This window comes from Prevotella sp. tf2-5 (genome assembly GCF_900115435.1).
Lineage (GTDB): Bacteria > Bacteroidota > Bacteroidia > Bacteroidales > Bacteroidaceae > Prevotella.
On the sequence record NZ_FOWK01000004.1, the window covers coordinates 195,137 to 210,251 of the forward strand.

At 39.5% G+C, this 15,115-nt stretch carries 9 protein-coding genes; 6 read left to right on the forward strand and 3 right to left on the reverse strand.

Annotated elements, in window-relative coordinates; translation table 11 throughout:
• The first annotated feature begins 2 nt into the window (after positions 1–2).
• The 6 genes from BM257_RS06080 to BM257_RS06105 are packed head-to-tail and all read left to right on the forward strand — an operon-like array spanning position 3 to position 12,832.
• Entirely contained in the window at positions 3–2,018 is a 2,016-nt protein-coding gene (locus BM257_RS06080; RefSeq protein ID WP_143096778.1) for a hypothetical protein, read from the forward strand.
• Positions 2,018–4,357: an LlaJI family restriction endonuclease gene (locus BM257_RS06085; protein ID WP_092069753.1), complete on the forward strand. Its 2,340-nt coding sequence runs from the start codon at positions 2,018–2,020 to the stop codon at positions 4,355–4,357. The genes BM257_RS06080 and BM257_RS06085 overlap by 1 nt, the downstream gene beginning before the upstream one ends.
• A gap of 53 nt (positions 4,358–4,410) precedes the next feature.
• On the forward strand, positions 4,411–7,656 hold the full coding sequence (locus tag BM257_RS06090) for a DEAD/DEAH box helicase (RefSeq protein WP_092069756.1): 3,246 nt from the start codon (positions 4,411–4,413) through the stop codon (positions 7,654–7,656).
• Positions 7,650–9,992 carry a hypothetical protein gene (locus tag BM257_RS06095; protein ID WP_092069759.1) on the forward strand — a complete coding sequence of 781 codons (2,343 nt, stop codon included), beginning with the start codon at positions 7,650–7,652 and terminating at the stop codon, positions 9,990–9,992. Before BM257_RS06090 ends, BM257_RS06095 begins: the two co-directional genes overlap by 7 nt.
• 2 nt (positions 9,993–9,994) lie before the next feature.
• On the forward strand, positions 9,995–10,534 hold the full coding sequence (locus BM257_RS06100; protein ID WP_092069762.1) for a 2'-5' RNA ligase family protein: 540 nt from the start codon (positions 9,995–9,997) through the stop codon (positions 10,532–10,534).
• Positions 10,535–10,555: 21 nt separating this feature from the next.
• Positions 10,556–12,832: a tetratricopeptide repeat protein gene (locus BM257_RS06105; RefSeq protein ID WP_092069765.1), complete on the forward strand. Its 2,277-nt coding sequence runs from the start codon at positions 10,556–10,558 to the stop codon at positions 12,830–12,832.
• A 294-nt stretch (positions 12,833–13,126) separates the two neighbouring features.
• On the opposite strand, the gene BM257_RS06115 is transcribed toward BM257_RS06105, so the two are convergent.
• Genes BM257_RS06115 through BM257_RS06125 form a run of 3 tightly spaced genes read right to left on the reverse strand, consistent with a single transcriptional unit; the run spans position 13,127 to position 15,023 of the window.
• Entirely contained in the window at positions 13,127–13,867 is a 741-nt protein-coding gene (locus BM257_RS06115; RefSeq protein WP_092069769.1) for a hypothetical protein, read from the reverse strand.
• A 27-nt stretch (positions 13,868–13,894) separates the two neighbouring features.
• Complete coding sequence (locus tag BM257_RS06120; RefSeq protein ID WP_092069771.1) at positions 13,895–14,482, reverse strand: hypothetical protein; 588 nt, start codon at positions 14,480–14,482, stop codon at positions 13,895–13,897.
• Positions 14,469–15,023, reverse strand: coding sequence for a 2'-5' RNA ligase family protein (locus BM257_RS06125; RefSeq protein ID WP_092069775.1), 555 nt, complete (start codon positions 15,021–15,023; stop codon positions 14,469–14,471). Before BM257_RS06125 ends, BM257_RS06120 begins: the two co-directional genes overlap by 14 nt.
• Positions 15,024–15,115 lie beyond the last annotated feature (92 nt).

Consider the following 15,115-nt stretch of genomic DNA (forward strand, 5'->3'; position numbering starts at 1 on the left):
ATATGTGGACAGACAAGTTTAAACTGAGTGAATTGGATGCTTGGTTAAGCAGAAGAACGAGCCGGATTTCAACAGGAGGAAGAGATCCGTATACATCTTCTATGCGTAAAGCATCGCGCTTTATTTCTGCATTAAAAGGTGATGCGGAATCTCGTGAATCACAATTGTTGACGGATTTGACTTCTGCACAACTTTATGACAGAGAAAAGGGAAAGAAGTCGGAACTGGCAAATAGTCTTTTGTATAATTGTAAATTATTAGATGTTCCTGACGATGAAGAGCTATCTATAGTTCTACTAGTTCTTTTGGAAGCTTTACGCCAACAAAATCCAACTTACCAATCAATAGTACGTTTTTGGTATTTCATATCAAAGAAAGTTTCCATTACTGAACTTTCAAAAAATATTTCCATTTCGTATTTGATAAGTTACTTATCCGTACGGGATAATAATTATGCTCCGTTAGAAGACATCGTAGATGATTTAGCATTTACAGATATGTCATCCATAGATTTGACGGAATTAAGGAAAATGCAGTTATCAGCAAATGCGATAAGTGGTGCTAACAAATTGATTGAACAAATCAATAGCTATACTACCCGTTCAGCGAGAAAGGAAATGTTCCAAGCGTTGGATATAATGTTCTCATTTGACAAAGTTGCTACTATTGATAGGATTTGTCCACAACAAAAATATCCTGATGCCAACAAACGTCTGAAAGACATTCTTACCTTGTATTATGGCTATTTCTCTTTTAGCAGTCTGCTCTATGATGATTCTATTTTCAATATAAAAAATTATAAAATACAAGAACTTATGAACCAGCCCCTTCAACAAATATATTATGGTGCACCAGGCACTGGAAAGTCCTATGCAACAAAAAAAGTAGTTGCAGAGTACCCAGAAACAGTTCGTACAACCTTTCATCCTGATAGCGACTATTCAACTTTTGTCGGTGCCTACAAACCTACAACGACTAAAGAAGAACGCTATGGATTGAACGGCTCAAATACCGTTGCTCTCGTTTACCCCGAGGGTGAAAAGAAAGGAAAGAATATTAAAGATGGCAAGATAGTATACAAGTTTGTTAAACAAGCATTTCTGAAGGCATACATAAAGGCTTGGAAACTGTTTAAGGATAGCTGTGCTAATGGGAAAGAACTGTTACCACAGTTTCTTGTAATAGAGGAAATAAACCGAGGAAACTGTGCTCAGATATTCGGTGATTTGTTCCAGCTTCTTGACCGCAAAAACGGTTTCTCAGAATACCCCATTGAGGCAGATGAAGACATTCAGAAAGCTCTTCTCGAAGAGGATCCTGAAGATGGACTAAGTTTTAGCAAGGATGGACTGAATTTTACAGCTGAGCAGATTACATATATAAACCAGCAATATGACATTGTTGGTCAGCCAAGTCAAAAAGTAGCAGAGAAAATCAGACATGGTCAAGTATTAGTACTACCTCCCAATTTTTATATCTGGGCCACTATGAACACAAGCGACCAGAGTCTGTTCCCGATAGATTCTGCCTTCAAGCGCCGTTGGGAGTGGAAGTTCATGAAGATCAAGAAGGGGAAAGACGAGAACGGCAACGAGCTGGATTGGAGGATTGTTGTGAAAGACAAAGACGAGAACATCGTCAAGATTAACGATAAGGAATCGCTCTCTTGGTGGGACTTCATCAGCAAGATTAACGAAATCATCGCATCAATGACCTCCAGTGCCGACAAACAGTTGGGATATTTCTTCTGCAAGGCCGACAACGAAGGCGTAATCAGCGCAGAAACTATCGTAAGTAAAGTCATTTTCTACCTTTGGAACGACGTGTTCAAGGACTATGGCTTTGAGGATGCCTCACTGTTCCAATACAAAACGATAGAAAAAGGTAAGGAGGTAATGAAAGACCTCACTTTCCCCGACTTCTTCGACGAGGAGGGCGAGAATGTGAGCGAAGTACGCCTGAAAGGTTTCCTTGAAAGCGTAATAAACTGGAAAAAGAAGAACGAAGAGCAGAGCTAATGTACATCCTGTTTGAAGAACATCAGTATGAAAGCCACCTTGTGGAGAAAGTTCTGAAGGATATATATGTGCTTCAGGATGTAGACAAGAAGGTGAGCGTACAATATGTGGGCTATTTCTATAATCCACACCTGCGTGATTGTGTGTTCATCTTACCCAAGGTGCTATTGACAGAACAAGAGACATTAGTGGGTGTGAAGCAGAAGTCTGGCGAGCCTGTGACACCAGAAATGGTGTTAGATCCGCAGGGTCAGGTAAAACTAAGCAAAGAGTACAGAAAGTTCATATACGAATTCTCTGTGTGGATATACAGAACCTTGAATGTATTTTACAAGGCTAATCCCAAGAGTAAAGCTATTCTCTACAAGCACCTGCCACAAGCTGGCAAAGGGCACAGACATCAGGCGAAGACGTATCTGGATATCGTGCTATCCCTCATCACCTTCAATCAAGAAAATCGCGATTTCGTACTCTTCACTATCAAAAATCTGCATAGAGGGAACAACAAAATTAACTGGTCGCGTACTATCTCTCATTCGCAGGCTTTTGTACAGGATAAGGATGTAGTTTATCTAAATCCAGTGAACAAAAAACGCATTGTGAACTATGAAGAGGAATTGTTCGTCATATTCTATAGCATCCTAAACTATTTGAACGGAGCTTATGGTTTCCGTACGCCCATCAACATCCAATACGAACTGATTTGTGGAAAGCAGTTTAAGCAATATATGCAGGGAATGGGCAAGACGAGGCTGATGAAAATAAGGTACAAATACTTCTCGGACAAAGCATTGCAATTGTGGGACTTGTGCTTTGCATTCTTTGAGAACTCTTATCGGATTGCCATCAATACTAATGCACAGGAGTATCTTCTGGCCAAGAGCTTTAATGTTGTTTTTGAGGCGATGATAGATGAACTGATAGGCACACCCCATCATGACATTCCTAAAGGACTGGCCGATCAAGACGATGGAAAGCGGGTGGACCATATGTACACAGATTTAGCGTTAACATCTGCAGAAGCCCAAACGAACAGGGAGGTCTATTATATTGGTGATAGTAAGTATTATAAGAGTGGGCATCCGTTGACATCGGAATCTATATATAAGCAATACACGTATGCGCGGAATGTCATACAATGGAATGTGAACCTGTTTGCGTCGGACGATTCTCAATTTGATGAAGACGAGAGGAAGAATAGAAAAGAAGACAAGAAACGCTTCAGTAAAATTCATCTGCAAGACAACTCACTTACAGAAGGTTATGATGTGATTCCCAACTTCTTTATCAGTGCCTTTGTTAATAATGACCTCAAGTACAACGTACAGGAGAACATACGACCACACAAAGATAAGAACAAGGAGCATTGCACAAAGGTTTCTTATCAGTTTTCTGACCGCTTGTTTGACAGGGATACGTTGTTTCTTTCGCAATATGATGTGAATTTCCTGTATGTACTCTTCCTATATGCTCGCAATAAGGCCAACGAAAAATCTCAATGGAAAGAACATGTTCGGAAGAAATTCCGCGACGAGATAAGGGCTGTCATCCAGAAAGAATTCATGATTTATGCTATGCGGGCCAGATTGGGAGTTGATGGTGCATTATACCTGCAACAGCATTTCTACGACCTAAATGGCAGAGTGTTCCAGCCATATGGTGAAGAACGAATGACTTATTTCGCATATGCTCGCTCTACTAAGAATTTGGAGAAAACCCAAGCGCAATATGATGAATTGTCACGATACTTTATTATCGAGAAATGCGGTATGGGACAAGACCCGCAGGTAGTGCTGAATCCTGCAATTGAACAAGAACTTCAGCAACCTGTTGTACAATCGCAATGGCTGACACTACACTATCTAGAACGATATACTGGCAAAGGCATTTTAGTAGGTTATTACAAGGACGAAGCTCATTTGAAATGGATTCTTGGACATAATGATAAGGGATCATTGGTATATAACGTACGTTTGCAAGTAAAAGGTGAGGAGCCAAGAGCTGGTGCACATACAGCGGGCTTCTATAGTAAAAAGAATATCCAATTCATTGTCCTTTATACTGATGGTGTAGACCAAACAGGCGGGTATCGTGTATTCCATGTGAAAGACACGGCCAGCAAAGTTACAGAAGAAAGAATGCGTGGAACGTGGTATCCATTTGACGTAAAAGGACCACATTTCTTCTTCCGTTTCGATGAGGAAGTAACAATTGGAAAGTTAAATATTCGTGAACTTTTGGCGCATCTGCGAGTGAAACACCTTGAGGAGTTCGGAACTCTCGAAGAGGGTGAGCCAATGTTTACAACAGCAGAGGAAGTATTGAAGTTTCGAGATTAAATGGATAAACTCTCTGCACAACAACGCTATAAAATAATTAAAACTATATAGATATGAGTCTAAGAATATTCAAGTTAGAAGAGTATGATCATACTCATGAGCGCGAACAGTTTAGAAAATTGTGTTCAATTTTGAAGGATTTGTATGACAAGTCGGCTGAAATGCACCTGCTGTTTGCCAACATCAACTTCAACGGTGTGCCACTTGACGCTTTGCTCATAAAACCCGATGCAATTACTGTATTGGAGTTTAAGAACTATAGTGGTAATGTGATTGCAGCAGAAAACGGAGATTGGAAGCTTGATGATGGTACAATCATTAAGGGCGGTATGGGCAAGAATCCGTTTACCCAAACTAAAAACAACAAATTTGCGGTCATAACTACATTAAACACATGGTTCCCCAATGCACAGGTAAATTTGGGTCATACGTCAGGTGTTGTTGTTTTCAATCAGCCTGTTACAGTTGATGACCATTTGATATCGCCAAAATCTAAGTCATGGTTCCATATTTGCGATATGGATCATATTTCTGATAAAATAAGTGATATTACTAGTCCTGCCATTCATTATTCGGGCGCAGACCTTGATAAGTTACCTAAGATATTAAATTGTGATGACCCCAAATATATTGTCTACGAATCGAGTGGAGCATTACAAGCAAGTACAATCCCTCAGAATACGGCACCAATCCCAACGACAACACCTAAAAACAAGCTAAGTGACAAGATTAGGAATATTCTGTCCAATAACGGCTACATGATAATTCATGAAATTGAAAAACCAGGCAAAGCAGCCTCATATCATATAGGAGTGAAAGATTTGGGGCAAAGGGTTGAAGAATATGTAAATACGAATTATCAAGGGAAATTGTATGAACACCAGTATGCTGCTGCAAAACTGGTCTATGAGAATAAAAACGTTTGTATCACCACGTCAACAAGTTCAGGGAAGACTGCCATTTTTCATATGTCTGCATTGGAGATTCTTGAAAAGGATCCTGATGCGAGGGTAATTGCTGTTTATCCGATGAGAGCTTTGGGTAGTCAGCAAGTTGACAGTTGGCAAAACAAACTGAAAAATGTCAAATGTGGTCGAATTGACGGAACTATAGATTCTTCTGAACGACTGAGAATACTAAAAGAATGTAGCGTTGTTACATTTACTCCAGATACTATCCACACATTTCTTTTAGGTAAGCTAAAAGACAACAAGTTCGCAGATGCGTTGAAATCGTTTTTGAGCAATCTAAAGCTCGTTATTATTGACGAAGTTCACCTCTACCGAGGTATGTTAGGCTCAAATAGTGCATATCTATTCCGCAGACTTAATAGTTGTGTTAAACTTGCGGGAGGCAAATTACCTCAATATATTACAGCTTCCGCAACAATTAATGACCCAGTTCAGCATTCATCAGACATTTCTGGTATAGATACATTTGAAATAGTTGGTCCAAACATGGACACATCACCATCCTGTCCAACAAAGATTTTTCTAATCGGTTTAGGAAAAGGTTTATCCAATCTATTGACAGAACTTACAGGAAATTTGTCGAATGACTGTCGAACCATTACGTTTATAGACAGTCGTAAAGACGTAACCGAGGTTGCAGCAGAGGCTGAAAAAGCTTTAAATCTACAACAAATAGGTATTTATCCATTTAAATCAGGGTTAGAGCGAGACGATTACAATAACATTCTTTCTGCACTAACAGAAAACAAATTCAGAGGTGTTGTAAGTACGTCGTCATTAGAGGTTGGTATTGATATAGGAGCACTTAATATTGCAATACTAAAAGGTATCCCTAATAGTTCAACCAGTTTCTATCAAAGAATAGGTCGAGTTGGAAGAGGAAATGCAAATGACGAAGCTGTGGTAATAATCATGGATAATCCTAACAGCATAGTAACGAAGCGATTGTTCAATGATCCACAAAAATTGCTGTCACTACCACCAGAGGAACCTGCATTGTATTTGGACAACGAGAATTTGGTAAACATTCAGGCTCTACATTTCGTCGGAGAGGGATTGGAATTCCAATCAGTTGCTGGCAATAATCATATTCAAGCCTTTAACAAGATAGAGCAATTCTTCCCACAGAAGTTTAATGAAATCTGTCGTGATGTTATGAACAATCAATATTCGACAGAATATCAACAGTTTTCTGAACTTGGCGGAAGTGATCCGGAGAATGCTTTCACCCTCAGGCAGTTTGATGTACAATATAAAGCATATGAAAATAACGATCCTGATCAAGGTCGGGGTGACCTAAGTATGCAAAATGTTTTGCGAGAGGCGTATCCAGAAGCTGTTTACATTTATCTTAGAGAACCAAGACGTGTTATAAGAGTTGATAAAATCAGACATGAAATTATACTTGATAAGATCCGTGGTAATCAATCGGTTTCGACAAAGCCTCGAACAAGTGTGCTTGTTACTCCACAGAAAGCATCAAAAATTCATGGGCATATCAGTTTTGGTGATTTCCATATTATGAATCTGGGACTTAGTGAATTTACCCAAATAAAAGGATATAAGGAATATGTGAGATATGCTAACGGAAACGTTTCTGAAAACATAATTGATTATCCCAACCCAAATGGTCACTACAGGTTGAATGCCTTTACTCACAAGATGTTTACAAAAGGTGTCATCATTACACATCCTCTGATAACAAGTAAAATACAAAGGAGTCTTCTGGCCGCACTTCTATATGAGACATTCCTTAGCGATTCTGCTTTTGAACGCTCTGACATTGAATATTGCTCTGGTGTTTTAAATACTGATATTGGAGGAATAAAGTCAAATACATCGTTCATTACGATATATGACAAAATTATAGGTGGATTGAATATTACCTCAAGGCTTATGAATCCTAAAGAATTAAGAAACGGATTCAGAATGATGGTGGACCTTATTGATAATGGCTTAGAGCAAGACATCCTTGGGGTTGCTCTTAATCAACAAACAAAAGATGCCATCCATGTGATGTATGATGATTTGATTAACAATAATTCAGTTAATCTGGGAGATGCAAAGGTTTCTGAGTTCGTTGTTGCCAGAGGTTCTAAAGCTTTGTATTTAATAGACAAGGACTCGAATCTGACAGAAGAAGTCATCGTTGATGATGTGGTTTTCGACAACATAAAGAAGGAATTCAAATATTATGTAACTTATGTAAATGATTCCAGTGTTTCTGTGGATGATGTTGAAGAAGGAAGTATCATCGCAATAAGTGGAGTTTCGTATAAAGGTAAACTTAGAGGAGTTCGTGTAATTAATACTAATGACTTATGGTAAAACTAATTGCTCGAGAGACAGCGGAAAACCTGTCTATAAAAGAATGGGGTAAGGCACGCTTGGATATTGTTCAAGACACTAACGGAGAAAGTTTCATCGTTGTTCATTCTTTAAGAAGACTATTGGTTGACGAAGTCTTTTTCTACGACAATGACAATATGCTTTTGCGCGTAAGTAGCCATGACGTCGGTTCTCGTAGTGGCTATATTTTGCTTATGCCTAATACATTTACAAAGATCTATGCTGAAATATCAGAGACAGTTTTTGATGATAAATATCGAAAAGTTGTTGAATATGACAAAGATGGTGAGGAACTCGTTTCGTTAATCAATGAGAAAAGTGGTAAACTTGAATTCCCTTTAACTAGATGGAAGGACATTTTAGATGTTCATGATGAGATAGCTACGATTTCCTTCAAACAAAAGGGAACTGGTAGGATTTTGCAATCATTAGTGAGATTCAAACAAAACCTCTATGGCAACGAACTCGTCGCCCAAGAAATTACTCATGTAAAAGAAAGCCTATATAAGTATCGTCAGAACAGCCCATTATACTATTTGTACAATGCTAATAATAGACTTTCTTCTGAAGATACAATTGGTTATTCTGACATAGAGTTCATAAGCGACCAACTTGCAATGGGTGTGATTGATGATGTACAATGGGATTTCATCAAAACTTGCCCAGCAAAAGATGTTAATTCCTTGAAAGTTGTTCATACAAGCTATGAACGGCCAATTTTTGATAATGACATTATCAGTATCGTTAGCTACGATGATAATGATGAAGAAACCAAATATAAGATAAATTTCTCTGGTACTAAACTATCAGAAGGAAATGTATTAGATTTAAGTATTGAATCCGGAGAGATTGTTCCACAAACAGAGAATAAACAGGAGCCTGTTGAAGAAGTTAAGGAAACAGTCGTTCCCATTGTTACAATTGGAAGATTTGTCTTTGTAAACGATGATTCTGTCAAACTTTCCGAGCACAGCAATCTTATCTATTCGAAGAAGTCTTTACATAAGCCATGCAATATTGACAAAGGAACTATTTGCTGGATTCTTGCAAAAGAGAATGTTATAGTCATCACAAGAAGGGATGGTATCAGTGATTATCGCAGGGCTATACTTTACAAGAAAGACTTGCCATCTGATTTTGCTTCTTTTGCAGTTTTGAACGATTCTAAATGGTACATGGAAGACTGCTTTATATGCACAGAAGAAGAGGACATCTTAAATACGGCAATAAAAACCATCAAAACTAAGTTACAAGAAAAAGTTGATAGCATAGAAATTAAACAACAGACAAATGAAAATCTTGTAACAAATGACACTAAAGACACTTTAAAACTGAAAGCAATTTTTCATTTCCTTCAACAACAAGGATTTGATAATGATGCTATTTATAAAGCACTATATATCTTATTCCCATCAATAGAACAATTCATTGATTTGACCAATGTTAAAATTGCGAATGCAGAACTTTGTAAAAGAATTGATGAGCATTCTCGAACTCGCGATCTTATATCCTCCGACACGTCGAAATTAATAGAGATGCTCGATTTAAGTGAAAAAGAGCTGGCAATTCTAAACTATTACACAAAAGCCAAGGGATTGTCTATTTCTGCAGCTGTCGAATATATTTGCGAAGAATCACCTACTGGAACCAAAGTTATAGCTAAATACAATGAGCTGATGCGATTAGGTGATATTTTGTCTAATGAACGAAAAATATTGAGGGAATTGATAATTGAAGATCTTGTTAATGGGTATGCGAATCTGGCGGACACATCAGAAATATTAAAACCTGTCACACCAGTGGTCTTACCTGTTTTAAATCAGAGTGTAGTTTCAAACAAAGAGGAAATGAAAGACTTCACTGTTGACGAGTCTAAAAATATTGAGGCAGTTATAAAGGATAAAATTTTCAAATTTAGTCTTAATAATATTATTCAATACGAAATATTTGAAAACAAGAAAGTCTATCATTTTAATCATGACCTACATTATGTTCAGATGGGAAAAGACATTCTTGTATTCATAAGCAAGAGTAAAGCAGAAGAGTTAGACAAAGAACACCCCCACAACATCAGTTTGAGAGGAAATGGAGAAGACAAAAGATTCTCCCAAGTATTTACTCATATCAATGGCGCAATAAAGAGCCAGCGTGAAAATAATTCAAGAATATTTGTTTTTGAACATAATGATGACAAAACGTGTAAGTTCTACGATGAACTTCAGTATCTTGATTATGATCTGGAAAGAGAAGATGGTCGTGAAATTATCATGTTCAAAATGAAATCTTTGCACAGATTTAATACAGATGACAATTGATCATGCCAGAAACAAGAAACTATTTGGAATTAAAAGTTCCTGTTGGGAAAAATGCCATTTGGCTTACAAGGCTTCGCGAGGCCTTGGCCGAAGAGGGCATATCCGTGAAATGGCAGGATGGATGGTATCATATTACTGTCGTATTTGTAAATGATGACCGACATGTTCCACTTTTATACTCCGAATTCAATAAGATTCTGAATAGCAGGAAAGCTCCATCGATTACATTAGATAAGATAGGCGCGTTCACTACAAGAGGGGGGCTTCAGCACATCGTGTACCTGGCATCAACACAACCATCAGAAGATGTTATAAAAATTATAAGAGATATTCGTGACAGTGCAAAAAGCATTGGAGCAAATTATGATTCTGACTTTCGACTGCATATTTCACTTGGGAGGATTGATGCTCATGCATATAATCTGGAGAAAGTTAAAAATATAGTTGAAGGAATAGATATCCCGCCTTTTACGCTCGAACTTAAAGAGGTAGAGTATAGATACTTTAGGAACAATAGTATTGGCAAATGGAGGATGTATTAGTAACAATGATAGTATAACAATATGGCAGAAAACGAATGGCTTGACAAGGCATGGGAGTGCATGGAGAAAGAAGACTATGCACAGGCAAAAGAGTATTTTGAGAAGGCTACCGCAGAAGGTGTAGCCGAAGCATATTGTGATTTGGGAAACCTTTACTTTGAGGGAAACGGTATAGAAAAGGATTACAAGAAGGCCTTTGAGATGTATCTGAAAGGAGCAAAAGCTGGTGATCCTGATTGCATGGATAACCTTGGAATGTGCTATTTCTGGGGTCATGGTACAGAAACCGATCTCCAGAAGTCGGCATTCTATAACGAAAAGGCTGCTAAAGCTGGCATCGTCAGGGCCATGTTTGATACGGGCCTGAACTATGAGCGCGGTTATGGCGTGAGCCAAAATATAGAGAAAGCTCTCTATTGGCTTGAAAAAGCTGCCGAAGATAATTATCCTGCGGCTCTTGTGGAATTGGGTGACTTGTACTTTGTAGGAGAGTATGTGGAGAAAGATTTAGAAAAGTCATTCAGCTACTATCAACGAGGTGCTAAGATTGGTGATAACCAATCGAAGTTGCTAATTTCAACATTTTATGAAAAGGGTCTTGTGGTTGAGAAAGACTTGGAAATGGCCAAGAAAATGGATCAAGACGTTTACGATTCATATTATGAACAGGCTATTACTGAAGATGACCGCGATGCACAATTTAGATTAGGGAATTTCTATTTCTTCGGATTACCATTGGTCGGGATTGAACCAGATTATTCGCAAGCGGCAGAATGGTATGAGAAGGCTGCTGAGAATGGTTTAGACCATGCTCAAAATAATATAGGGAATATGTATGCCCGTGGAATAGGTGTAGCTCAAAATTACGAAAAGGCTTTTTACTGGTATTCGCAAGCAGCAGAAAGATTGAACCAGGAAGCCATGAGCAATGTTGCGAACTGCTACTATTTGGGACGCGGAGTTGAGCAGGATTATAACAAAGCAGCAGAGTTCCATACAAAAGCTGCTAATCTTGGCTATGCTAACAGTCAGGAAGTGCTTGGAGAGATGTATATGGAAGGTAAAGGTGTGGAACAGAGTTACACTCAAGCAGCATATTGGCTAAAAAAGAGTTGTGAAAATAGTGAAAGGTCCGCTTTCGCGCCATTTGGTGATTGTCATAGAAAAGGGCTTGGTATAGATAAGGATGAGAAAAAGGCCTTTGAACTCTATCAGAAAGGGGCCGAAATGGGAGATTTACGTTCAAAAGTTTCCATGGCTGAGTGTCTGATTGAAGGTTGGGGAACAAAATGCGACGATAAGCAGGCTGCTCAGATACTGGAAGCGGTATGTAATGCCGAAGAGGAGTACAGGGAGAATCTTGTCACCATGATTACTCACGAAGATGAGAGTGGACGTATATTCATCGAAGATCCTCTTGATGAAGAGAACCTACCTCATTATGCCAAGGCTTATTTCATGCTCGGCACATTGAACTATACAGGAAATGGAACTGGCGGTTCTAATTCATCAAAGGCCTTGGCTCTGCTAAGAATGGCAGAAAGACTGGGGTATAACGATGAGAATCATAAAGGTACTTCGGTAAGCGACTTGATAAAAAAAATCGAGGACGAAGCAGAGGTGACAGGAGGAACGAACGACTCCTACATAGAAATAAGAGACCTTGGTCATCGTGGAAAGATGGGAAGATATGATATTTACGTCCACCATTCAGACGGCACGGAATCTAACGTTAGATTTGGTACTGATCGACGGAAGTTCTGCTATCTGTTGTTGCTCTTGCTGGTGTCAAACAAAGATTCCGTGCAGGGACTGATGGCTCGTTTCTTCTGTTATGGAAGAGACAGACTTGTCAGCTTGGCCAACATTTCCCTTTTGAATGACGAAGAAGGACCGGACAAGTGGATTGAGAAGTTCATATATAGCGAGGTTCCCATGAAAGATGAATACGGGAATATAGGCTATAGCTATGAATACGCCAACTGGATGTATTCGAACGAAGTGAGAAAGGCCTCGGAATTCTTCGGCGAGGTGTGCAGCAATGACGAACTTGAACTATACAAGATAAGATCGACGGGCGGTAGGAATAGCATTACGACTATCGCGGTTAAACCAGAGCAAATTGTTGTGCCGGAGAGTCTCGTAAAATATACGAAGGACTTACCGACACGAGATTTTATGCTTAACTATAAACAAGTAATGAGAAGGTCGGGTAAGATAGAATTGGCCAAAAGACTGTATGCAAAGTATTACGAGAACTGGAACGATGACGGTTCAAGTGACCAACTATCAGAATAACATGCAAAAAGCGCCGAGTCTTCACGACTGGGCGCTTTTCCTGAATATGAGTAATAATTCTGTGAGTGATCATCTCTTATAGGAGAGTTGTGAGGATGTTTCCATTACCAATGACATGGTAATTGGAATCGAGGGTTTGATTGCGCCCTGGCTCGTAATAGCCAAGGACGTGGTTGTTACTGTCACGCAGACACTGGCGTCCACTGAATTCTACATCGATGTAACCAATGACATGCTGGTTACGGTCTCTTAATGTTTGTCTTGACAGATTTGCTTGTTTAAATATTATTTACATTATTCGTTGATGACGGTGTTGTAGACGTAAGCGCCATCATATTTCTCATCCTCCTCGAACTGGTCTTTGGGGACGAACTCGCCAGTGTCCTCGATGACATAGCCCTCGACACCGTCTTTGTGGAAAACCACATCTTCGTCGGGGTCCCAATCAATCTGGTCATACTCAGGCAGCACGAAATGGAATGTTCTGGCATCGAGAGCACCAAATTTTCCATCAGCTTCGAGGAGGATGAAGTCGTTCCATGGTTCGTAGAACTGGGTCAGTATGTTGGGGATGAACACCTTTCCGTACTTGGTGACAAATCCAAACTTACCCTTCACACCATCCCAACAAGCCTGATACATGGCAGTGTAGGGACACCAAATGAGAACGTCGAAACGAAAATCTGCAAGGACATTGCCAGTACCGTCGGCTGCCACAACGCCATATTTGCCGTCTTTCTTGGCAGCGAGATGGGGCAAGTTGAATACGTGATGGTCGCCCAAGAATGTGAATTCTTCAAAATCTGCAGGAACGAGAATCTGTCCAGCAGCGTTCTTGACGCCCTTCTTGCCAGTGACAGGGTCGACGAACTCGTAGTTGTCCCAGTTGTAGGAAGAGATGAGGTCGTTCAGTTTGTTGATGACTTCGTCATAAGCGGCACCCTGAAGCTGAGAGTCGCTCAGTTTGGCACTCAGTTGGTCGTACTCATTCAACTGCTCAACAGTTGGTCTTGGGAGGTTCTGTTCTTTTTTCATCTTATACTATTATTATTTAAACAATTATTAATTTTTACGATGCAAAGATACGAATAGTTTCTTGATAAGGCCGGAAATGTATACGTATAACAGGTTACTATTCTGCTTTTTCGGCCTTTTTGGCAGCATGGTGATCGGCCTCGTGGACCACTCGTTCTGAGTCCTTCTAAGTCTCCATATATCCTTCATGGTAAGGCTGTCGGGCTCTTTTCCAATCAGACCTAACATAAAGCCTGGCCATCGTTGGAATAATCTGCTGGGGTGTTCTAAGTTCGCTTCTTGAACCTTCTTCATAAAAGCATCATAGATTTCATTAGCCACAAGAAGATTATTCCCAGCGAACAGGTCGACGGGCTTCCAATCGGGATTGTTTGACAGACAATCGAACATACGCCACGAGATATCCTTAAGAACGGGGATGATATCATTGATATGGCTTGGATCAAGAGGGTCGTCTCCCTGACAATAGTTCGCATGATATATCTGCCCATCGTGACAAATGATGTAGATTGCCCCCATTTCACCCATTGCCCCTTCATACGCAAAGGAGAAAGCCACGATATTGAGAGACTTATACTCCCGATAATTTGATTCTGTTATTTCAATGATATCCATATTTAAGCTTCCATGTTTTAATTTTATCACCCCTGAAATAGCGATGTTCTGCCTCGTTGAGAATACAGTTGAACATCGGTTGATTTATCCTGTGAAGGACGGATTGCAATTGCTCCAGTGAAACCTTGTCAGCAGATACCCTCCCCAAAGTGACATGGGGCTTAAATGGACGTTTGTCGTAGTTCGCATTCAGACTATCAGCCAGCGTCCTGGCATCATCTGCAATAGTAAGGATCTGAGACGGAACCTGAGAAGATGTTAGGTAAATGATATGGCTGGCACCATCACCTGTGGTGAAGGCATCCAGTTTATCGATGGTTATTGGAAGAGAGTAGAATACTGACATACACTGTTCAAATTCTTGGTTTAGATCCTTTACACAGTTATCATCGTCAAGGAACAATATGGTCATATGGTAATGGAACATCTGCCATCTGACAGGAATTCCTGCAGCCCTGATCTTTGACCGCATCTCTTTTGCCCATTTATTCCAACCCTCATCTTTTTTTACAGGAATCTTAATCTCTAAAAAGTTTGCCATATACTAACATTTATTGTTTGATGGTGCAAAGATACGAACTATTATTGGGATTGTCCTTCCATTTATAGGTATAACAAACAATACCCTCTCTA